The following is a 21,335-nucleotide window of genomic DNA, read 5'->3' as shown; positions in this document are numbered from 1 at the left end:
AGAGGATGACAATAGGAAAAAGAATCAGTTTTATATGTCTATTTCTCTTTAGTTTAGTAGCATGTGCACCATCTAACACTACAATTAATAAGAAGAATGATGTCATTGTAAAGGGAACCAGGATTTCCAATCTAGATAAATTCGAGCAGTTCGTTTGGAATGTGGAACAAGGGAAAGTTGATGAAATAAGAATTGTACAGTATACCGATGAAGGTGACCCGGTTTTTCAAACGTTAGAGCATAGTGGGAAAGATATCCTTTATGTGTTAGATAGTAGACAAGACAAATTTGCTGGTGAGGATAAAAGGTTATATAAAGATAGCTGTAAAAGGATTGTTAAAGAGCAGCGTGAATCACAAACGGCTTATAGGTTAATAGACTGTGTGAATGAAAATGGGCGCAATGGATATGATTTATTATATGTACCTAAAAAATAGAGTTAGTAGAGGAAGGAAGTTTTGACTCCTTCCTTTTTCTATGTGTAGATTGTCGAAAATTTTACCGAATATCTGTTCGTTTTTTTAGGTTTTTTATGGGCGTTCGTGGTAAAATAATAATACAGATTTTTATGAGGAGGTCGGATTTTACTTGGAACATCAATTTGAAATTATATCAGCGTATTCCCCGCAAGGTGATCAGCCGGTAGCTATAGAGAAGCTTGTAGAGGGAATTAATAGTGGAAAGAAAAAGCAAGTGTTGCTTGGAGCGACAGGAACGGGTAAGACATTTACGATTTCAAATGTCATTAAAGAAGTGCAAAAGCCAACACTTGTTATGGCTCACAATAAAACGTTAGCAGGACAGCTATATAGTGAGTTGAAAGACTTTTTCCCGAATAATGCAGTTGAGTATTTTGTTAGTTATTACGATTATTATCAGCCAGAAGCGTATGTACCACAAACAGATACGTTTATTGAAAAGGACGCGCAGATTAATGATGAAATTGATAAATTGCGTCACTCAGCAACGTCTGCATTATTTGAACGGGACGATGTAATTATCGTTGCGAGTGTTTCGTGTATATATGGTTTAGGTTCTCCTGAAGAATACCGCGAGTTAGTTGTATCACTTCGAGTTGGTATGGAGAAGGACCGTAATCAATTGCTTCGTGAACTTGTTGATGTACAGTATGGACGTAATGATATTGATTTCAAGCGTGGTACATTCCGTGTGCGTGGAGATGTAGTTGAAATCTTCCCAGCATCACTTGATGAGCATTGTATTCGAATTGAATTTTTCGGCGATGAAATTGATCGTATTCGTGAAGTAAATGCGTTAACAGGTGAAGTATTAGCAGAACGTGATCATGTAGCAATCTTCCCAGCATCTCACTTCGTTACACGTGAAGAGAAAATGAAGGTCGCTATTGAAAATATTGAAAAAGAATTAGAAGAGCGTTTAAAGGAGTTAAATGATAACGGTAAGTTGCTAGAAGCACAGCGTATAGAGCAACGTACACGTTATGATTTAGAAATGATGCGCGAGATGGGCTTTTGTTCAGGTATTGAAAACTACTCCCGTCATTTAACACTTCGTCCAGCAGGTGCAACGCCGTATACGTTATTAGACTATTTCCCTGAAGATTTCTTAATCGTTATGGATGAGTCGCACGTATCAGTGCCGCAAGTAAGAGCGATGTATAACGGTGACCAGGCGCGTAAGCAAGTGCTTGTGGATCATGGATTCCGTCTGCCATCGGCTTTAGATAATAGACCGCTTATGTTTGATGAGTTTGAGGAGAAAACGAATCAAGTTATTTACGTTTCAGCAACGCCAGGACCGTACGAGTTAGAGCAGTCGCCAGAAGTAATAGAACAAATTATTCGTCCAACAGGGCTTTTAGATCCACCAATCGATATACGACCTATTGAAGGTCAAATTGACGATCTATTAGGAGAAATTCAAGATCGTATTGCAAAAAATGAACGTGTACTAATTACGACTTTAACGAAGAAAATGTCAGAGGATTTAACGGATTACTTAAAAGATGTAGGAATTAAAGTGAACTATCTTCACTCTGAAATTAAAACGTTAGAACGTATTGAAATTATCCGTGACCTTCGCCTTGGTAAGTTTGATGTACTTGTCGGTATTAACTTATTACGAGAAGGATTAGATATTCCAGAAGTATCACTTGTAGCGATTTTAGATGCTGATAAGGAAGGGTTCTTGCGTTCAGAACGTTCGTTAATTCAAACGATTGGTCGTGCGGCGCGTAATGAAAACGGCCGCGTTATTATGTACGCAGATCGCATAACGAGATCGATGGGAATTGCAATTGAAGAAACGCAGCGTCGTCGTACTATACAAGAAGCTTACAATGAAGAGCATGGTATCACGCCGAAAACGATTCAAAAAGGTGTTCGTGATGTAATCCGTGCAACGACAGCGGCTGAAGAGACAGAAACATACGAAGCAACTCCTGCTAAGAAAATGACGAAAAAAGAGCGCGAAAAGACAATTGCGAAGATGGAAGCAGAGATGAAAGAAGCAGCAAAAGCGTTAGACTTCGAGCGTGCAGCTGAACTAAGAGATTTACTATTAGAATTAAAAGCGGAAGGGTGAAAAGAGTGAGTAAGAGCAAGGATTTTATCGTTGTAAAAGGTGCTAGAGCACATAACTTAAAAAATATTGATGTAACCATTCCGAGAAATCAGCTTGTCGTTGTAACGGGATTGTCTGGTTCGGGGAAATCATCATTAGCATTTGATACGATTTATGCAGAAGGGCAGCGCAGATATGTAGAATCGTTATCTGCGTATGCGCGCCAGTTTTTAGGACAAATGGATAAGCCGGATGTAGATACGATTGAAGGATTGTCACCGGCGATTTCAATCGATCAAAAAACGACGAGTCGTAATCCACGTTCAACTGTCGGAACAGTGACGGAGATTTATGATTATTTACGTTTATTATTTGCACGAATTGGTACGCCAATTTGTCCGAATCATGGGATTGAAATTACATCACAAACAGTCGAGCAGATGGTAGACCGTGTTCTTGAATATCCTGAGCGTACGAAATTGCAAGTGTTAGCGCCTATCGTGTCTGGGCGTAAAGGAGCGCATGTGAAAGTACTTGAAGATATTAAGAAGCAAGGGTATGTTCGTGTACGTGTTGATGGTGAAATGCTTGATGTGTCTGAAGAGATTACGTTAGATAAAAATAAGAAGCATTCCATTGAAGTTGTAATTGACCGTATTGTTGTAAAAGAAGGAATCGCAAGCCGTCTTGCTGATTCACTTGAAAGTGCATTAAAGCTTGGCGGAGGCCGAGTGTTAATCGATGTAATGGGAGAAGAGGAACTTCTATTTAGTGAACATCATGCTTGTCCGCATTGTGGTTTTTCAATCGGAGAATTAGAGCCGCGTATGTTCTCATTCAACAGTCCATTCGGAGCATGTCCTTCTTGTGATGGACTTGGTTCAAAGCTAGAGGTAGATTTAGAACTTGTTATTCCGAACTGGGATTTATCATTAAATGAACATGCGATTGCTCCATGGGAACCGACAAGCTCACAATATTACCCACAGCTTTTACAATCTGTATGTAATCATTACGGCGTTGATATGGATGTGCCTGTGAAAGATATACCGAAAGATTTATTTGATAAAGTGTTGTACGGAAGCGGTGAAGAGAAAGTTTATTTCCGTTATGTAAATGAATTTGGTCAAGTAAAGGAAAATGAGATTTTATTTGAAGGTGTTATTCCAAATATCGAACGTCGTTATCGTGAAACGAGTTCTGATTATGTCCGTGAGCAAATGGAAAAGTATATGGCAGAGCAAGCTTGTCCGAAGTGTAAAGGTGGACGCTTAAAGCCTGAGAGTTTAGCTGTTTTCGTTGGTGATAAAACGATTGCTGATGTAACGAAGTATTCTGTTCAAGAAGTACAGGAATTCTTCTCGAATGTGGAGCTAACGGAGAAACAACAAAAAATTGCTCATTTAATTTTAAGAGAAATCCAAGAGCGCGTTGGGTTCTTAGTGAACGTCGGTTTAGATTATTTAACGTTAAGTCGTGCCGCAGGAACTTTATCAGGTGGTGAGGCGCAGCGTATTCGTTTAGCGACGCAAATTGGTTCTCGTCTTACTGGCGTACTTTACATTCTTGATGAGCCTTCTATCGGTTTACATCAGCGCGATAACGATCGTCTTATTCGTACGTTGCAAGAAATGCGCGATTTAGGTAATACATTAATCGTTGTTGAGCATGATGAAGATACAATGATGGCTGCTGATTATTTACTTGATATCGGACCGGGTGCAGGTATTCACGGTGGGCAAGTTGTATCGGCAGGGACACCAGCTGAAGTGATGCAAGATGATAATTCGTTAACAGGAAAATATTTAAGCGGTAAAGAGTTTATTCCAGTTCCACTTGAAAGACGTAAAGGTGACGGACGTAAAGTGGAGATTGTCGGCGCAAAAGAGAATAACTTAAAGAATGCAAAAATGTCATTCCCACTCGGTACGTTTGTAGCGGTAACAGGTGTATCTGGATCAGGTAAAAGTACGATGATTAATGAAGTACTATATAAATCGTTAGCGCAAAAGTTATATAAAGCGAAAGCGAAGCCAGGTACTCATAAAGAGATTAAAGGTCTTGAACATTTAGATAAAGTAATTGATATTGATCAATCGCCAATTGGTCGTACACCACGTTCTAATCCAGCGACGTACACAGGTGTATTCGATGATATTCGTGATGTGTTTGCACAAACGAACGAAGCTAAAGTGCGCGGATATCAAAAAGGACGTTTCAGCTTTAACGTAAAAGGTGGCCGTTGTGAAGCGTGCCGTGGAGATGGAATTATTAAAATCGAAATGCATTTCTTACCAGATGTATACGTTCCGTGTGAAGTTTGTCACGGTAAACGTTACAACCGTGAAACGTTAGAAGTGAAATATAAAGATAAGAATATTTCTGAAGTGTTAGGGATGACAATTGAAGATGGAGTAGAATTCTTCGCCAATATTCCTAAAATTAAGCGTAAACTTCAAACGCTTGTAGATGTTGGGCTTGGTTATATGAAATTAGGGCAACCAGCTACGACTTTATCTGGTGGGGAAGCGCAGCGTGTGAAATTAGCTTCTGAATTACACCGCCGTTCTACAGGTCGTACGTTATACATTTTAGATGAGCCAACGACTGGTTTGCATGCACATGATATCGCGCGTCTTCTAGAAGTGCTGCAACGCCTTGTTGAGAGCGGTGAGACGGTACTTGTAATTGAACATAATTTAGATGTGATAAAAACAGCTGATTATATTGTTGACCTTGGACCAGAGGGCGGAGATAAAGGTGGACAAATCGTTGCTTCTGGCACGCCAGAGCAAGTAGTAAAAGAAGAGCGCTCGTATACTGGTAAGTATTTAAAAGAGATTTTAAATCGTGATAAAGCAAGAATGAAAGAGAAAATAAAAGAAGTAGAGTTATCGCAATAAGTGTATGAATAAAACCGGGTGGAAATGACACTCGGTTTTTATTGTATAGGGGGAGATGATGGAGTTTTTAGATGTGTTGCGAAAGAAGAATATGAAGGTAAGAAAGTTCCAAAAGTGGGGTGTATATTTTCGGAAGCGCTGGGAGAATAACTTTGCAAACCATTTAAGTGATGAAGAAAAAGAAGACATTTTTTTTTACGGAGATAAGTATGTATGTGGATATCTTTGGCACATATTTAGTTATGAGAAAAAGAAGTGCTTAGAAGGAATAGAAGCAGAGAGCGCGTTTCATAATGAAGTGAAAAAGGAGTGCTACATTTTCTACCAACACTGTGATGAGGTACTATTAATAAAGGATGCGAGTTTATTACATATGGATGATACATTGTGTGAGACAGATGATGCGTATAAAGGTGATATCTATATTGTAGATAAAGATTTCACCTGGACTTTTGTAAAAACTCATGAACATAGATGGTGTGGTCCCTATTTCACAAAGAAATGTTGGTAGGTATACAAGCGTGAAGAGTAGAATAAGTTGGTATAAGTATTTGTATGATACTTGCGTTTATTGTCTATTAGCGTATGATGAAATATATATGTTAAAAGGATGTGTAAGAAAATGAGATGGATTGTATCACTTCTTGTAAATAGCGTTGTGTTAATCGCTGTATCGGGACTTTTAAAAGGGATTGCACCAGACGCGTTTTACGTAGCAAATATACAAACTGCAATTATTGCGAGTATTATTTTGGCTGTTTTAAATGTGTTCGTAAAGCCGTTTTTAATTTTAATTACGCTACCAATTACTGTTGTAACTTTCGGCTTCTTCTTAATTGTTATTAATGCGATTACGTTAAAAATAGCAGATTCATTATTAGGAGATGCTTTTAATATATCAGGATTTGGTGTAGCGATTGTTGCGGCAATTTGTATTTCAATTTTTAATATGATTATTGAAAAGGCAATTGTGGAACCTCTATATGAAAAAAAGAGAAAATGACAAAAAGAAAAACATTTCATTATTCGTATGAAATGTTTTTTTCTATTTATCAGAAACCGTATTTCTTGTTTCCAGAAAAAAATGGTACAATATCCGGTAGAATGGAATTTTACATCAAACGAGACTGAACCCGCAGCGGAGTGGAGGTTTATACATATGCCAAAAGTAAGGACAAAAGATTTAATTGAACAATTTCAATTGGAGTTAATAAGTGGTGAGGAAGGAATTCATCGTCCGATTGATACAAGTGATTTATCACGACCTGGAATTGAAATGGCAGGATTCTTTACATATTATCCAGCTGATCGCGTGCAGCTTCTTGGAAAAACGGAGCTTACGTTCTTTGATACGTTAACGACAGAACAAAAACAAGAGAGAATGAAAGCGCTTTGTACCGAGGAGACGCCATGTATTATTATAACTCGTAATCAAGATGTACCAGATGAGTTATTACAAGCATCACGTGAATCAGGCATGCCTTTATTACGTTCTTCTCAAACGACAACGAGATTATCAAGTCGTTTAACCAATTATTTAGAAGGTAAGCTAGCACCAACAACTGCTGTTCATGGTGTATTAGTGGATATTTACGGTGTTGGTGTTTTAATTACAGGTCAAAGTGGTGTTGGTAAAAGTGAGACAGCTCTTGAACTTGTGAAGCGTGGCCATCGCCTTGTTGCGGATGATAGTGTAGAAATTCGCCAAGAAGATGAAGACACATTAGTAGGAAGCTCACCAGATTTAATTGAGCATTTATTAGAAATTCGTGGTCTAGGTATCATTAACGTTATGACGTTATTCGGTGCAGGGGCAGTGCGAAATTATAAGCGTATTACACTTGTTATTAATCTTGAAATTTGGGATCAAAAGAAAAATTATGATCGCTTAGGTCTTGATGAAGAGAAGATGAAAATTATTGATACAGAACTTACGAAGATTACACTTCCGGTTCGTCCTGGTCGAAACTTGGCTGTTATTATTGAAGTAGCAGCGATGAACTTCCGTTTAAAGCGTATGGGAGTCAATGCAGCACAGCAGTTCTCAGAACGATTAATGAGTGCGATTGAGTTAGGGAATCAGGAGTAAACATTGGAGAGGGAGGTCATACATATGCTGTTAGGTTCTGTACCGCAGCTTGACCGCGTAGCTGTCCAACTTGGGCCGTTTCCTGTTTATTGGTACGGGATTATTATCGGTACAGGTGTGCTATTAGGTCTTTGGCTAGCAACTCGCGAGGGAGAAAGGCTAGGTATTCCAAAAGATACATTTGTTGACCTTGTATTAATTGCAGTACCGATCGCTATTCTATTTGCGAGAATGTATTATGTTATTTTTGAATGGGAATATTACGCGCAAAAACCGAGTCAAATTATTAATATTCGTCAAGGTGGCTTGGCGATTCATGGTGGTTTAATCGGAGCGGTTATTACCGGAATTCTTTTTGCAAAGCGACGCGGGGTTTCATTCTGGAAGTTGGCGGATATTGCTGCGCCAAGTATTTTACTAGGACAAGCAATTGGCCGATGGGGAAACTTTATGAACCAAGAGGCACATGGTGATGAAGTAACGAGACAGTTTTTAGAAGGTCTTCATTTACCAGATTTCATTATTAATCAAATGTATATTGAGGGTGTGTACTATCATCCGACGTTTTTATATGAATCATTATGGAATTTTGTAGGTGTAATTTTACTACTTGCATTAAGAAAAGTGAATTTACGCCGCGGGGAATTATTCTTCACATATTTAATTTGGTATTCAGTAGGACGCTTCTTCGTAGAAGGCTTACGTACAGATAGTTTAATGCTAGGACCACTTCGCATTGCACAAGTAATGTCAATTGGACTTGTTGTTATTTCTATTATTTTCATTATTGTGAGACGAAAAATGGGGCAAGCTGATAAAAGATATTCGGAAAATTAGAGAAAAGTAGCATCTTATTGTAAGATGCTGCTTCTTTCATATTCAGGAAAGCGAAAGGACTAAGGCAATGAGAATAAATACAGTGTTATTTGATTTAGATGGAACTTTAATTAATACAAACGAACTTATTATTTCTTCTTTTTTACATACTTTACATACATATTATCCAAATCAATATAAGCGTGAAGATGTGTTGCCATTTATCGGTCCATCTTTGCATGATACTTTCAGCAAGATTGATGAAAGTAAGGTTGAAGAGATGATTACAAGCTATCGCGAATTTAACCATGATCATCATGATGAATTAGTAGAAGAATATGAAACTGTATATGAAACAGTTCGAGAGTTGAAGAAGCAAGGTTATAAAGTTGGTATTGTTACAACGAAAGCGAGACAAACCGTTGAGATGGGATTACAGTTGTCAAAGCTTGATGAATTTTTTGATGTTGTCGTGACAATTGATGATGTAGAGCATGTGAAACCACATCCAGAGCCACTTCAAAAAGCGCTTGAATTATTAGATGCAAAACCAGAAGAGGCATTGATGGTTGGGGATAATCATCATGATATTGTCGGTGGTCAAAATGCGGGGACGAAAACAGCTGCGGTTTCATGGACGTTGAAAGGTAGAGCGTATTTAGAAGCTTACAAGCCGGACTTTATGCTAGATAAAATGAGTGATTTGCTACCGATTTTGTCTAATATGAACCGTTCATAAAGGTCCAAGTAAGTTAGTAGAGGAGCGAGCTAAGTGCGACGGACAACGCGCTATCCTGTTTCAGGAGGAAATTCATTATGGAATGTGTATAAAACAGTGTCTTTTTGGAAGGTAATGAAAAACTTTATTATTATCCAAATTGCGCGTTACACGCCATTTTTATCTGTGAAGAATTGGTTGTACCGTACTTTTTTACGGATGAAAGTAGGAAAGAAAACATCATTTGCACTTATGGTAATGCCGGATATTATGTTCCCAGAAAAGATAACTGTGGGAGAGAATTCGATTATTGGTTATAACACAACGCTTTTAGCACATGAATATTTAATTCGTGAATATCGACTTGGGGAAATCATCATTGGAAATGAAGTGATGATTGGAGCGAATGTAACAATATTACCAGGTGTGAAAATTGGAGATGGTGCGACTGTCTCAGCTGGCACACTTGTTCATAGAGATGTACCGAGCGGAGCTTTCGTAGGTGGAAATCCAATGCGTATTATTTATACGAAAGAGCAAATGACCGCAAGAGAAGGTTCATGGTGAAAATGTAACATTTCTCTTCTTTTTTTATGAATAAAAAGGAAATAATTGAGTAGAATATACTGTTTTGTTTTTTACGGAATCGTTTATACTTATAGATAGAAGAATGTGTGAACGAAGAAAACAAAAAACTGGAGGATATATGGGGAAAAATCAAAGAATATATAAGGAGAACGGACAAGTTATCTCTTTTAATCAGCTAGCGGACTTCTTTTATAAAAAAGGGATGAGAGCTTACAAAGGGCAAAAATTGCAAGATGCAATTAAATATTTTCGAAGAGCGGCACAAAGTGAGAAGGAGCCGTTTATTTTATGTCAATTAGCATCAGTATTATCTGAGGCTGGTGAATATCAAGAATCGAATCAAATCTTCTTAAAGTTAGTTAGATCTAATCCAGAACTTGAACAGTGCTATTATTTTATTGCAAATAATTATGCATATATGGGGTTATTTCAACAGGCGAAGAAATATGCGGATCGCTATTTAGAATTTGCAAAAGAGAAGGAATTCGTAGAAGATACATTAGAACTTCTTGAGATTATGGAAGAAGAAGCAATGGGTGCGGAAGAGATTGAAGATGAAGATGATTTAATTGTTATGCAGGAAGAAGCGAATCGTTATATTCGTAATGGACAATTGGAAGAAGCGATTGCTACATTAGAAATTGTTACGAAAGATTATCCGGAATTTTGGTCAGGTCATAATAATTTAGCCATTGCACATTTTCAATCTGGTAATGTAGACAAGGCACTGAAGTTAACAGAAATGATTTTAGAGAAAAACCCTGGTAATATACATGCGCTTTGTAATACGCTTATTTTTCTATATTCAATTGGAGAGCATAAACAAGTAGAAGCGTTAGCGGGACAGCTAGTTTCAGTATATCCGATTTCATTTGAACATCGTTTGAAACTGGGAACCACACTTGCAACGATTGGTTATTTCGAGCATGCATATAAATGGTTCAAATTATTAAAGCGTCAAGGATACGAGGGAGACGTTAGTTTTTATTATTGGTTTGCATATTCTGCTTATATGGTGAAAGATCAGCAACTAGCTGAAAAAATGTGGCAACATGTCGTGGAATTGCACCCTGATAAAAAAGGAAAAGAGCCCTGGAATGCGCTGAATTTAGCAGATGAAGGACAAAGTTTGCTATTTGAAGAATTACGAAAATCATTTCAGCAAAGTGCGACGTTAGAAGAACAAATGCTGGCTTTATATTTAATGAATGAATTGTCAACGCCGGAGAAGGTTGGATTCTTCTTTGATATAACGCAAGCGAAGAACGGTGTTCCCATCGTATCACAACTTGCAAATTACTTCTTTTTACTTAATAGTCATAAGAGTATTCCAGCTGATTTACAACAATTTGAGCAGTGCGTACGAATCGCGGATGCATTATACAATTATACGAAAAAAGATGATGAATTAATTGAAGAGTGTTTACACTTTTGGTTTTGTACGTTCATACGTTTATATACATCTGGAGATATATTTACAAATGTGTACGGCTGGTCAGCTGCGATTGAATACATTGTACGCGGCGAACAAGGAAATAAAATGACACAGTCGGAGCTTGGAGATGTATATAATGTATCTGTAGCGACTGTCCGAAAGTATGTGCAAGCTGTTAAGCGTACGCACACATAAGATAAGCAAATCATTGGGAAAAAAATGATGCTAACAGTATAATGAGGGTAACTTAATTGTGTAGGAATGGATAGGAGTGAATAGTGTGTCAGAAGAAAAAATTTATGATGTCGTTATTATTGGTGCAGGACCAGCTGGTATGACAGCTGCAGTATATACATCTCGTGCAAATTTAAGCACATTAATGCTTGAGCGTGGTATTCCAGGTGGCCAAATGGCAAACACAGAAGATGTAGAAAACTACCCAGGTTATGAGTCTATTTTAGGACCAGACTTATCAAATAAAATGTTTGAGCATGCGAAGAAATTTGGTGCTGAATATGCATACGGTGATGTGAAAGAAGTCATCGATGGTAAAGAATACAAAACAATTATTGCTGGTAAAAAAGAATATAAAGCACGTGCAATTATCGTTGCAAGCGGTGCAGAGTATAAAAAAATTGGTGTACCGGGTGAAACAGAACTTGGCGGCCGTGGTGTATCATATTGTGCAGTATGTGACGGGGCATTCTTTAAAGAAAAAGAACTTATCGTAATTGGCGGCGGAGATTCTGCTGTTGAAGAGGGTGTATTCTTAACGCGCTTTGCATCAAAAGTAACGATTGTTCACCGTCGTGACACGCTTCGTGCACAGAAAATTTTACAAGACCGTGCTTTCCAAAATGAAAAAGTAGATTTCATTTGGAACCATACTATAAAAGAAATCAACGAAGCAAGTGGTAAAGTAGGAAGTGTAACACTTGTCGACGTAAACAGTGGAGAAGAGAAAGAAGTCAAAACTGACGGCGTATTCGTATACATCGGTATGTTACCATTATCAAAACCATTTGTTGAACTAGGTATTACAAATGAAAATGGTTACCTTGAAACGAACGAACGTATGGAAACGAAAATTCCTGGTATTTTTGCAGCTGGTGATGTTCGTGAAAAAATGCTTCGTCAAATTGTAACTGCAACAGGTGACGGTAGTATTGCAGCACAAAGTGCTCAACATTACGTAGAAGAATTATTAGAGGAATTAAAAACTGTATCAGAAAAATAAGGGATAATATACCTTGTGAGAAGAAAGCTACCGACAGGAGCTTTCTTCTTTTTTTGTTTGAAAATGTCAAAATTTTGTCAAAAAATATTAGGATTATAAGCTTTCTTATTGATATACTGGACTTTACGGAAAAAATCACTATAAGAAATGAGGAATTTATTCAGTATGGAATGGCGTAATATATATCGTGGATTTTGTATGGGCGTTAGTGATTTAATTCCTGGTGTGAGCGGCGGTACAATCGCTGTTGTGTTAGGGATTTATGAACAATTGCTTGCGGCAATTAGTGGATTCTTTAGTCGTGAATGGAAAAAACATTTAGGATTTTTAATTCCCCTTGCAGCTGGTGTGGCAGCAGCATTTTTAACGTTAAGTCACGTTATTAAATATTTACTTGCAAATCATTATGAACCGACTCAATTTTTCTTCCTCGGTTTAATTATTAGTATATTACCGATGTTAATGAGAGAAGCTGATGCAAAGTCATCGTTTAAAGGTAAGCACATTGTTTTATTAATAGTTGCAGCAATTCTTGTTGCGATTACAGCTTTCTTTAAACCAGATAAGGCAGCAGATCCAATTACGACGTTAACAATTTTAAATGCAATTGGTTTATTTTTCGCAGGATGGATGGCTAGTATGGCCATGCTGCTTCCTGGGATTAGTGGATCGTTTATTTTATTAATTATTGGTGTGTATCCAACAGCAATTAACGCTTTAACTACACTTAATTTACCTTTAATCGTGGTTATCGGTGCTGGTGTTATGGTCGGATTTGTTGTAAGTAGTAAAGGCATTAGTTTTTTATTAGATCGTTATAAAAGTATGACATTTGCGGCAATTATTGGACTTGTAATCGGTTCGATTGTAATTGTGTTCCCTGGGATTCCGACTGGCGGATTTTCAATTATAAGTTCGATTATTACCTTTATTTTAGGATTTGCGATTGTTACTTATTTCGGTAAGAAATAAAGGCTTTAATCCCCTTGGCGATAAAAATCGTTAAGGGGATTTTTTATGCTATTCATTGAAAGTCTAAGCATTTACATTGCTTGTTATAGAAAGCTTTTTTAAAATTGTTGAGTAGCATATGCTTAACGAAAGAGGACTGGCTCCTTCGTTGTAGCAAACTGTTTTTGATAGTATAATGAAAGAAGTATGCAGTGAGGAATTTTACTGCAAGTAGCTGAGGTGAAGAAACATGCAAAGAGTGACAAACTGTGTGTTAATTAGAGATAATGAAGTACTCTTACTCCAAAAACCTCGCCGAAATTGGTGGGTTGCACCAGGCGGGAAAATGGAGCGTGGTGAGACTGTAAGAGATTCCGTTGTTCGCGAGTATCGTGAAGAAACAGGTATTTATTTGAAAAACCCAGCGTTAAAGGGGGTCTTCACCTTTGTCATCCAAGAAGGTGATAAAGTTGTTTCTGAATGGATGATGTTCTCCTTTTTAGCGACAGATTTTGCAGGAGAAAACAAACTAGAGAGCGAAGAAGGCATCATTGGTTGGCATACATTTGACAAAATTGATGATTTAGCAATGGCGCCAGGAGATTATCACATTATTGATTACTTAATTAAAGGAAATGGCATAATCTACGGTACATTTGTATATACCCCAGATTTTGAGTTGCTTTCATATCGATTAGATCCGAGTTAAACCGTCAAGGAGAGGATACGATGACAGAGAATAATGATATAAAAATGGTAATTATTACAGGGATGTCTGGAGCTGGAAAAACAGTAGCTTTACAAAGTTTTGAAGATTTAGGATATTTTTGTGTAGATAATTTGCCACCGATGTTATTGCCAAAGTTTATTGAACTTATGGCGGATTCAAAAGGGAAAATGAATAAAGTGGCACTTGGTATTGATTTACGTGGCCGCGAGTTTTTCGAACATTTATGGGGAGCGCTTGATGATTTATCAGAACGTACATGGATTATTCCTCATATTTTATTTTTAGATGCGAAAGATAGTACGCTTGTAACTCGTTATAAAGAAACGAGACGTTCGCATCCACTTGCACCAACTGGTTTGCCGTTAAAGGGAATCGAAGCAGAGCGCGATTTATTAACAGATATGAAGGCACGAGCGAATATTGTGCTTGATACATCGGATTTAAAACCGAAAGAATTACGTGAAAAAATTGTTCACTTGTTCTCAACAGAAACTGAGCAAGCATTTCGTGTAAATGTTATGTCATTTGGATTTAAGTACGGTATTCCAATTGATGCAGATTTAGTATTTGATGTTCGTTTTTTACCAAATCCATATTACATTCCACATATGAAGCCATTAACAGGACTAGATGAAGAAGTTTCTTCGTATGTACTGAAATTTAATGAGACACATAAGTTTTTAGAGAAGTTGACGGATCTGATTACTTTCATGTTGCCTCATTATAAAAGAGAAGGCAAAAGTCAACTTGTAATTGCAATTGGATGTACAGGTGGACAGCATCGTTCTGTTACGCTTACAGAATACCTTGGGAAACATTTGAAACCAGAGTATAGTGTTCATGTATCTCATCGTGATGTGGAGAAGAGAAAGGGCCATTAAGGGATGAAAAAAGAGAGAAAGCCTAAAATTGTTATCATGGGAGGCGGAACTGGACTCTCTGTTTTATTAAGAGGATTAAAGCAATATCCTGTTGATATTACAGCAGTTGTTACAATCGCTGATGATGGTGGCAGTTCAGGTAGATTACGTGATGAGCTAGAAATTCCACCTCCAGGTGACATCCGTAACGTACTTGTTGCGTTATCGGATGTAGAGCCACTGGTGGAAGCTTTATTTCAGCACCGTTTCACAACAGGGGACGGACTGAAAGGTCATGCGTTAGGAAATCTATTGTTGGCAGGTATGACCTCAATTACAGGAGACTTTTTCCATGCAATTACGGAAACAAGTAAAGTATTAAATGTCAGAGGACGTGTATTACCAGCAGCGAATCAAAGTGCGGTACTTCATGCGGAACTTGAAGATGGAGAAATTGTAACAGGCGAATCAAAGATTCCTTATTACGGAAAGAAGATTAATCGTGTCTTTTTAACTCCAGAAGATGTAGAGCCATTGCATGAAACCTTGGCTGAGATTAAACGAGCTGATTTACTCGTTTTCGGTCCAGGAAGTTTGTATACAAGTATATTACCCAACTTAGTTGTTAATAAAATTGGGGATGCTGTTCTTGCTGCAAAGGCGAAGAAGGTGTATGTATGTAACGTTATGACACAAGCGGGTGAAACGATGGGATATACTGCTTTTGATCATGTGCAGGCTTTACACGATCATTTAGGGCAACCATTTATTAATACTGCAATTGTAAATAACCGTGATATTCCTTGTGAATTACGTAAGTTATATGAGGAAGAAATGTCTACACCAGTTGTAGTGGATGAAGAACGTTTTGCTGAAAATAATATTGATGTCATTCAAGGTGGATTAGCGAAGTATGATGATCGTGTTGTAAGGCATGATACGTTAAAGTTAGCTTCGATTTTATATTCATTGTTATAAATATGCGTTGCCTCGTTTGAGGTAGCGCTCCTCATTCATATAGGACAAGAATTTTGTTCCATAATAATCGTATAAGGAGGTGTTGACTGTGTCATTTGCATCAGAAACAAAGAAAGAGCTGACGAACCTTGAAATGAAGGAATGCTGTGAAAAAGCTGAATTATCAGCGTTACTTCGAATGAATGGATCGCTTTCTTTTTCAAACCGTCGTCTATCTATTGATATTCAAACAGAAAATGCGGCAATTGCAAGAAGAATTTATACGCTTTTGAAAAAGGGATATGACGTAACGGTAGAATTGCTTGTTCGTAAAAAAATGCGATTGAAGAAAAATAATGTATATATCGTAAGGCTTGTTGAGAAGTCTCGCGAAATATTAGCCGATCTTCATATCGTGCGAGATGACTTTTCATTTATTCGAAATATATCACAAGAATTGATTGAGAAGAAGTGTTGTAAACGATCGTATTTACGCGGTGCATTTTTAGCAGGTGGTTCAGTAAATAACCCAGAAACATCATCTTATCATTTAGAGATCTTTTCGTTATATAAGGAACATAATGATGCTATATGTGAACTGATGAACGGATTTGATTTAAATAGTAAGACGCTGGAAAGAAGAAAAGGGTACATTACGTATTTGAAAGAAGCGGAGAAAATTACGGAATTTTTAAATATTATTGGTGCTCATAATGCGCTTTTAAGATTTGAAGATATTAGAATCGTACGTGATATGCGTAATTCCGTAAATCGTTTAGTGAACTGCGAAACAGCTAATTTAAATAAAACAATTGGTGCAGCGCTAAGGCAAATTGAAAATATCCGCTATATTGATGAGACGGTTGGTCTTGATATATTGCCAGATAAACTACGAGAAATTGCGCAGCTACGAAGAGATTATCAAGATGTAACATTGAAAGAGTTAGGTGAGATGGTATCCGGGGGGAAAATTAGTAAATCGGGTATTAATCATCGTTTGCGTAAAATCGATGAAATTGCAGAGAAATTACGCGCGGGGGAAACGGTAGCAAAAAAATAAGAGGTTAAAGGGGAAATGGAGCTGTGGTTCAAAAACGAGTTCAGGTTTCATTAAAAAACGGTTTACAAGCACGTCCGGCTGCGTTGTTTGTACAAGAGGCAAATCGCTTTCATGCAGATATCTTCATCGAGAAAGATGGAAAGACAGTAAATGCAAAGAGCATAATGGGGATTATGAGCTTAGCAATTGGAACTGGAAGCATGATAACAATTACAACAGAAGGTTCAGATGCAGAAGAGGCTTTAGAAGCATTAGCTGCATATGTACAATAAAGAGCTATCGCGTATATGCGATAGTTTTTTTGTTTTGTTGTTTGTGCGGATTAGCGGGGAGGGGTATTTAGCTGGTTTGTCCTTGTCGGAGATTGTCGGTAAATCGATATGTTGTGTCGAACCGTTGATATATTAAAAAAATCGTTGATATAATTTGAGTTTTGTTCGATATAATTGAAAAATCGTTGATATATTTAGAGGGATACTGGATAGGGTATACAGACGGAGGTATATGATAATAAAAAAGCGCCCAATTATAGGGCGCTTCCGCTTTTAGTTGTATCCAGCTCCAGCGGCTAGAATGGTCGGTGGCTTCGCTTCTTCCGCCGAGGTAAAAAGCACCTCTTTGTCAGAAGCTCCATCCTCCTCCCATTCTGAACGAGCCGCTTCCGCTTTTAGTTATTAACGATTTGTAAAGATCTTATCGATTAAACCGTATTCTAAAGCTTTTTCTGCTGTCATGAAGTTGTCGCGGTCTGTGTCGCGTTGTAGTACTTCAAGTGGTTGACCAGTGCGGTCAGCAAGAATTTGGTTTAGTTTTTCACGTAAGAATAGGATACGTTTTGCAGCGATTTCGATTTCAGTCGCTTGACCTTGTGCTCCACCAAGTGGTTGGTGAATCATTACTTCACTGTTTGGAAGTGCATAACGTTTTCCTTTTTCACCTGCTGCAAGTAAGAATGCACCCATAGATGCTGCCATACCGATACAGATTGTTGATACTTGTGGTTTAATAAACTGCATTGTATCATAGATTGCCATACCTGCTGTGATAGAACCACCAGGGCTGTTGATGTAGATGTGAATATCTTTTTCTGGATCTTGAGATTCCAAGAATAAAAGCTGGGAAACGATTGAGTTAGCTACGTTGTCATCAATTGCACTACCAAGCATAATGATGCGGTCTTTTAATAGTCGAGAGTAAATATCGTAAGCGCGTTCTCCACGATTTGTTTGTTCAATTACTGTAGGAATTAAATTCATCTGTTATTTCCTCCTTCTAAAGCTTTCTTAGTCTTATAATACAATTATGGTCAATAAAGGTCAAACGAAACCACTTTAAATCAAAAAAATATGTAGTTGTATCATGAAATATTCGCTATGTTTTCGAAATTCCCTGCTTATGTATCTTCAACATCATAACCGAATTCCATAAATTTAAACGTTATGAAAAGTGGAGAAAAAAAGAAAAGAACGCCTTTTAACTGAAGCGTTCTTTCGATAGTTAGTCTTTTAAAAGATAGGTAACTCTATTTAAAATCTTTTCGATTTGTTTCGCGTTTTTACTATACATTTCGCTTGCTGATTTCGACTTTGTTTCTAGGGAAAATAGTTCAAGATCAGCATGACATTTTTTTAAAGATGCTAATAATAAAGGTTTGTTTTGAGGAGAAGGCATTTGGAGTTTGTCATTGTAAATGTCGATAGTAAGTTGTCCGTATGAATCCACTTGACCGAGAAAGACATTTTCAATAACAACACCGAGCTTTTCTAGTTCAGAATGTAGCCAAGCGCGGTTATGTCCACTAGAGGATAAAGGTTCATCTAAGACATTGCCATCCATAATAACAGTTTGCGGTTCTTTTTCATTCGGTACTTTTAATCCAAGGTCTTTTGCAGTAATGGGCTGAGAATCTTTCTTTAATAATACATTTAATTCTCCGCTCGGTTCTAAGACAGCAAATTCGACTTCAGCTATACTGAATGCACCATTTCCTCTAAGAAGCTCAAGTAACTCATCACTTGTATATTTTTCTTTCTTTAAATTATCCTCAAGTACTTTTCCATCTTTTATTAACACTGTAGATTTTCCTTCAAAGAAATCTCTAGCAGTTTTGTTTTTCAAGGAAAGAATTCCAACGAAAAAAGGTACGGAGGCGAAAATAAGTATAGCAAAGACACCATGGAAAAACTTTTGGTCAAGCCCTGTAGATATTTGAGCGGCGATATCACCGATTGTCATTCCTGCTATGTATTCAAAAAAGGAAAGCTGAGAGATTTGCCTTTTTCCTAAGCACTTTGTAATAGTGAATAAAATGATTAATATGAATACAGAGCGAATAATGACAAGTGTCCATTCCGGCAGGTGAGACATAGTCATTTCCTCCAGTCTACTTAAAACCCTTTATATTGAGGTTCTTCACGTTCTAATACTGAAACTCTATCCTTTAAATCAGTGATGACACTGTCCATTTCTAACATACATTCATGAAATACGCGTTTTGCTTCGTCATCTGTGGAATTTAGCGAAAGAGAGCTTAAACTTGCTTGAGCGCCCCTTACACTAGCAAGGCAAGTTTTTACGCTAGCAATAACAGTCATACAAACACCCCCTTATCCTTTCGGTTTGAATAGCAATGCGCCAATGAAGCCGAAAATAATAGCTGCAGATACGCCGGCGCTCGTTACTTTAAACATGCCGGTAATAACGCCAACGATACCATGTTTTGCAGCTTCTTCCATTGCACCGTGAACGAGTGCATTTCCGAAGCTTGTAATAGGTACAGTTGCCCCGGCTCCAGCGAAATCAATTAATGGTTCATACAAATTGAATCCATCTAATATAGCTCCAGCAACGACGAGTGTTGCCATTGTGTGAGCGGGTGTTAGTTTTACAACATCAAACATAAGTTGTCCAATTACACAAATAAGTCCACCAATGACAAAAGCCCAGAAAAAAATCATTGCGTTGCACCTCCAAATTCAATTGAAACGGCGTGAGCGATACACGGAATCGTTTCTTCTTGTTGGAATGTAAGTGGAGATAGTAAAGCACCTGTCGCAACGACAAGTATTTTTTTGAACTCTCCTCTTTTCATTCGATTTAATAAATGACCGTATACGACGGTTGCGGAACATCCTGGTCCACTAGCACCGGCTATGACAGGCTGTCCTTCTCTATAAATGAGGAGTCCGCAATCTTGAAACTGTTCGCTCATTACTTTTGTTCCGTGTTTATGTAGTAAGTCATAAGCAATTTCGCGTCCTACATGTCCGAGATCGCCTGTTACAATTAAATCGTAGTAAGAGGCATCAATTTGACGTTCGCGTAAGTGAGCTTCAATTGTGTCGACGGCAGCTGGAGCCATTGCACCTCCCATATTAAACGGATCCGTTAATCCCATATCAACGACTCGTCCGATTGTGGCAGATGTTACCCTAGGGCCGTGCCCAGTATCGCTTAAAATAGCGGCTCCTGCTCCGGTTACTGTCCACTGTGCAGTAGGCGGCTTTTGTCCACCGTATTCGGTAGGATAGCGGAACTGTTTTTCTACAGCGGTGTTATGACTTGAGGCACCAGTTAATAAATATTTTGCGCCCTTTGCGTTTACGATACTTGCCCCAAGTGCTAAACCTTCCATGGAAGTAGAACAAGCCCCGAATAATCCGAGATAAGGAGTGCCCAGTGTGCGGCAAGCAAAGCTTGTAGGGGTAATTTGATTAATTAAATCTCCTGCGAGTACGAATTGAATATCGTCTTTACGAAGTTCTGCTTTTTCAGTAGCCCGGCTACAAGCTTCTTCGAATAAAATTTTATGTGCTTTTTCATAGGAATCTTGTCCGAGCCATAAATCTTCATGAAGGATATCGAAGTCTTCTGGGATTTTCCCTTTTGCCTCAAAAGGTCCACCAACGACTCCTGTTGAAATAATAACGGGTTTGTTTTCAAATACCCACGTTCGGTGTCCTTGTAACATTTATAGCCCTCCCCATTGAACGAGAATCGTTTTAATAAGTGCGATGACAAAAGCCGAAAATACACCAAATAAAATAACAGAGCCAGCTAATTTAAACATGTTACCGCCAACACCAAGAACAAATCCTTCCGTTCGGTGTTCGATACAAGCTGCAATAACGGAGTTTCCAAATCCAGTAACAGGTACAGCTGTACCAGCACCAGCAAACTGCCCAAAACGATCGTATATACCAAATCCAGTTAGTAACATAGAAATGAAAATAAGAGTTGCGACGGTTGGATTTCCTGCCGAACGTTCAGTGAAATCAAAATATGTGATGTAAAAAGTAGAAATGAGTTGTCCGATGAAGCAAATAAAACCACCAACGAAAAAGGCTTTTATACAATTTTTTAAGACAGGTCGTTTCGGTTCGCGTTCTTGTTCGAATTTTTTATACTCCTGTTGTACAGGGGTTAAGTTTTTATCTTTACTAGACAT

The 21,335-nt window shown here is 37.9% G+C and carries 23 protein-coding genes; 17 read left to right on the top strand and 6 right to left on the bottom strand.

What is annotated here, in order from left to right; genetic code table 11:
* Positions 1-5 precede the first annotated feature (5 nt).
* The 17 genes from NZ044_RS25440 to NZ044_RS25360 all read left to right on the top strand — a co-directional run bounded on the left by NZ044_RS25440 (position 6) and on the right by NZ044_RS25360 (position 17,160).
* Complete coding sequence (locus tag NZ044_RS25440; protein ID WP_016099278.1) at positions 6-437, top strand: DUF4362 domain-containing protein; 432 nt, start codon at positions 6-8, stop codon at positions 435-437.
* Between the two features lie 151 nt (positions 438-588).
* The gene (gene uvrB / locus NZ044_RS25435; RefSeq protein WP_044783072.1) at positions 589-2,565 is read left to right on the top strand and encodes an excinuclease ABC subunit B; all 1,977 of its coding nucleotides are present in this window, start codon (positions 589-591) and stop codon (positions 2,563-2,565) included.
* 5 nt (positions 2,566-2,570) lie between these two features.
* On the top strand, positions 2,571-5,447 hold the full coding sequence (gene uvrA, locus NZ044_RS25430) for an excinuclease ABC subunit UvrA (protein WP_000045589.1): 2,877 nt from the start codon (positions 2,571-2,573) through the stop codon (positions 5,445-5,447).
* Between the two features lie 58 nt (positions 5,448-5,505).
* Entirely contained in the window at positions 5,506-5,958 is a 453-nt protein-coding gene (locus NZ044_RS25425) for a DUF4275 family protein (RefSeq protein WP_000394721.1), read from the top strand.
* A gap of 111 nt (positions 5,959-6,069) precedes the next feature.
* Positions 6,070-6,450 (top strand): phage holin family protein, encoded by a 381-nt coding sequence (locus NZ044_RS25420; protein ID WP_001267308.1) that lies wholly within the window; start codon positions 6,070-6,072, stop codon positions 6,448-6,450.
* 156 nt (positions 6,451-6,606) lie between these two features.
* Entirely contained in the window at positions 6,607-7,536 is a 930-nt protein-coding gene (gene hprK, locus NZ044_RS25415; RefSeq protein WP_001127251.1) for an HPr(Ser) kinase/phosphatase, read from the top strand.
* Positions 7,537-7,560: 24 nt separating this feature from the next.
* Positions 7,561-8,373 (top strand): prolipoprotein diacylglyceryl transferase, encoded by an 813-nt coding sequence (gene lgt / locus NZ044_RS25410; protein WP_098505603.1) that lies wholly within the window; start codon positions 7,561-7,563, stop codon positions 8,371-8,373.
* Between the two features lie 67 nt (positions 8,374-8,440).
* Entirely contained in the window at positions 8,441-9,091 is a 651-nt protein-coding gene (gene ppaX / locus NZ044_RS25405; RefSeq protein WP_003256046.1) for a pyrophosphatase PpaX, read from the top strand.
* Positions 9,092-9,124: 33 nt separating this feature from the next.
* Positions 9,125-9,637 (top strand): acyltransferase, encoded by a 513-nt coding sequence (locus NZ044_RS25400; protein ID WP_001255086.1) that lies wholly within the window; start codon positions 9,125-9,127, stop codon positions 9,635-9,637.
* Positions 9,638-9,776: 139 nt separating this feature from the next.
* Positions 9,777-11,288: a tetratricopeptide repeat protein gene (locus NZ044_RS25395; protein ID WP_000517718.1), complete on the top strand. Its 1,512-nt coding sequence runs from the start codon at positions 9,777-9,779 to the stop codon at positions 11,286-11,288.
* A gap of 85 nt (positions 11,289-11,373) precedes the next feature.
* Entirely contained in the window at positions 11,374-12,330 is a 957-nt protein-coding gene (gene trxB / locus NZ044_RS25390; protein WP_001288077.1) for a thioredoxin-disulfide reductase, read from the top strand.
* 165 nt (positions 12,331-12,495) lie between these two features.
* Positions 12,496-13,302: a DUF368 domain-containing protein gene (locus NZ044_RS25385; protein ID WP_000455196.1), complete on the top strand. Its 807-nt coding sequence runs from the start codon at positions 12,496-12,498 to the stop codon at positions 13,300-13,302.
* A 229-nt stretch (positions 13,303-13,531) separates the two neighbouring features.
* A complete protein-coding gene (locus NZ044_RS25380; RefSeq protein ID WP_001190080.1) occupies positions 13,532-13,990 on the top strand; it encodes an NUDIX hydrolase in 459 nt (152 codons plus the stop codon).
* 20 nt (positions 13,991-14,010) lie between these two features.
* Positions 14,011-14,892, top strand: coding sequence for an RNase adapter RapZ (gene rapZ / locus NZ044_RS25375; RefSeq protein WP_000138458.1), 882 nt, complete (start codon positions 14,011-14,013; stop codon positions 14,890-14,892).
* A gap of 3 nt (positions 14,893-14,895) precedes the next feature.
* Positions 14,896-15,849 carry a gluconeogenesis factor YvcK family protein gene (locus NZ044_RS25370; RefSeq protein ID WP_000712185.1) on the top strand — a complete coding sequence of 318 codons (954 nt, stop codon included), beginning with the start codon at positions 14,896-14,898 and terminating at the stop codon, positions 15,847-15,849.
* Between the two features lie 88 nt (positions 15,850-15,937).
* Complete coding sequence (gene whiA / locus NZ044_RS25365; protein WP_000006563.1) at positions 15,938-16,888, top strand: DNA-binding protein WhiA; 951 nt, start codon at positions 15,938-15,940, stop codon at positions 16,886-16,888.
* Between the two features lie 23 nt (positions 16,889-16,911).
* Positions 16,912-17,160, top strand: coding sequence for an HPr family phosphocarrier protein (locus NZ044_RS25360; protein ID WP_000250307.1), 249 nt, complete (start codon positions 16,912-16,914; stop codon positions 17,158-17,160).
* A 402-nt stretch (positions 17,161-17,562) separates the two neighbouring features.
* Here NZ044_RS25360 and clpP read toward each other — a convergent pair whose 3' ends face one another.
* The 6 genes from clpP to spoVAC all read right to left on the bottom strand — a co-directional run bounded on the left by clpP (position 17,563) and on the right by spoVAC (position 21,335).
* Positions 17,563-18,144 carry an ATP-dependent Clp endopeptidase proteolytic subunit ClpP gene (gene clpP, locus NZ044_RS25355; protein ID WP_001049162.1) on the bottom strand — a complete coding sequence of 194 codons (582 nt, stop codon included), beginning with the start codon at positions 18,142-18,144 and terminating at the stop codon, positions 17,563-17,565.
* Positions 18,145-18,385: 241 nt separating this feature from the next.
* Positions 18,386-19,255 carry a DUF421 domain-containing protein gene (locus NZ044_RS25350; RefSeq protein WP_000018891.1) on the bottom strand — a complete coding sequence of 290 codons (870 nt, stop codon included), beginning with the start codon at positions 19,253-19,255 and terminating at the stop codon, positions 18,386-18,388.
* 20 nt (positions 19,256-19,275) lie between these two features.
* Positions 19,276-19,482, bottom strand: a complete 207-nt coding sequence (locus tag NZ044_RS25345) for a DUF1657 domain-containing protein (protein WP_000215918.1) — start codon at positions 19,480-19,482, stop codon at positions 19,276-19,278.
* 12 nt (positions 19,483-19,494) lie between these two features.
* A complete protein-coding gene (gene spoVAE / locus NZ044_RS25340) occupies positions 19,495-19,845 on the bottom strand; it encodes a stage V sporulation protein AE (protein ID WP_000575924.1) in 351 nt (116 codons plus the stop codon).
* Complete coding sequence (spoVAD, locus tag NZ044_RS25335; protein WP_000938953.1) at positions 19,842-20,858, bottom strand: stage V sporulation protein AD; 1,017 nt, start codon at positions 20,856-20,858, stop codon at positions 19,842-19,844. The genes spoVAE and spoVAD overlap by 4 nt, the downstream gene beginning before the upstream one ends.
* On the bottom strand, positions 20,859-21,335 hold the full coding sequence (gene spoVAC / locus NZ044_RS25330) for a stage V sporulation protein AC (protein WP_000095399.1): 477 nt from the start codon (positions 21,333-21,335) through the stop codon (positions 20,859-20,861). It lies immediately after the preceding gene.

This window comes from Bacillus sp. FSL K6-1338 (assembly GCF_038006965.1).
GTDB classification, from domain to species: Bacteria; Bacillota; Bacilli; order Bacillales; family Bacillaceae_G; genus Bacillus_A; species Bacillus_A thuringiensis_S.
This window is presented reverse-complemented; position numbering and strand designations above follow the sequence as displayed.

Coding starts and splice junctions, on each gene's coding strand:
- NZ044_RS25380 (WP_001190080.1), top strand. CDS start 13,532: ATGCAAAGAGTGACAAACTGTGTGTTAATTAGAGATAATGAAGTACTC.
- NZ044_RS25350 (WP_000018891.1), bottom strand. CDS start 19,255: ATGTCTCACCTGCCGGAATGGACACTTGTCATTATTCGCTCTGTATTC.
- NZ044_RS25425 (WP_000394721.1), top strand. CDS start 5,506: ATGGAGTTTTTAGATGTGTTGCGAAAGAAGAATATGAAGGTAAGAAAG.
- clpP (WP_001049162.1), bottom strand. CDS start 18,144: ATGAATTTAATTCCTACAGTAATTGAACAAACAAATCGTGGAGAACGC.
- rapZ (WP_000138458.1), top strand. CDS start 14,011: ATGACAGAGAATAATGATATAAAAATGGTAATTATTACAGGGATGTCT.
- spoVAC (WP_000095399.1), bottom strand. CDS start 21,335: ATGTCTAGTAAAGATAAAAACTTAACCCCTGTACAACAGGAGTATAAA.
- NZ044_RS25385 (WP_000455196.1), top strand. CDS start 12,496: ATGGAATGGCGTAATATATATCGTGGATTTTGTATGGGCGTTAGTGAT.
- NZ044_RS25370 (WP_000712185.1), top strand. CDS start 14,896: ATGAAAAAAGAGAGAAAGCCTAAAATTGTTATCATGGGAGGCGGAACT.
- NZ044_RS25395 (WP_000517718.1), top strand. CDS start 9,777: ATGGGGAAAAATCAAAGAATATATAAGGAGAACGGACAAGTTATCTCT.
- lgt (WP_098505603.1), top strand. CDS start 7,561: ATGCTGTTAGGTTCTGTACCGCAGCTTGACCGCGTAGCTGTCCAACTT.
- spoVAE (WP_000575924.1), bottom strand. CDS start 19,845: ATGATTTTTTTCTGGGCTTTTGTCATTGGTGGACTTATTTGTGTAATT.
- ppaX (WP_003256046.1), top strand. CDS start 8,441: ATGAGAATAAATACAGTGTTATTTGATTTAGATGGAACTTTAATTAAT.
- NZ044_RS25345 (WP_000215918.1), bottom strand. CDS start 19,482: ATGACTGTTATTGCTAGCGTAAAAACTTGCCTTGCTAGTGTAAGGGGC.
- spoVAD (WP_000938953.1), bottom strand. CDS start 20,858: ATGTTACAAGGACACCGAACGTGGGTATTTGAAAACAAACCCGTTATT.
- NZ044_RS25420 (WP_001267308.1), top strand. CDS start 6,070: ATGAGATGGATTGTATCACTTCTTGTAAATAGCGTTGTGTTAATCGCT.
- hprK (WP_001127251.1), top strand. CDS start 6,607: ATGCCAAAAGTAAGGACAAAAGATTTAATTGAACAATTTCAATTGGAG.
- NZ044_RS25440 (WP_016099278.1), top strand. CDS start 6: ATGACAATAGGAAAAAGAATCAGTTTTATATGTCTATTTCTCTTTAGT.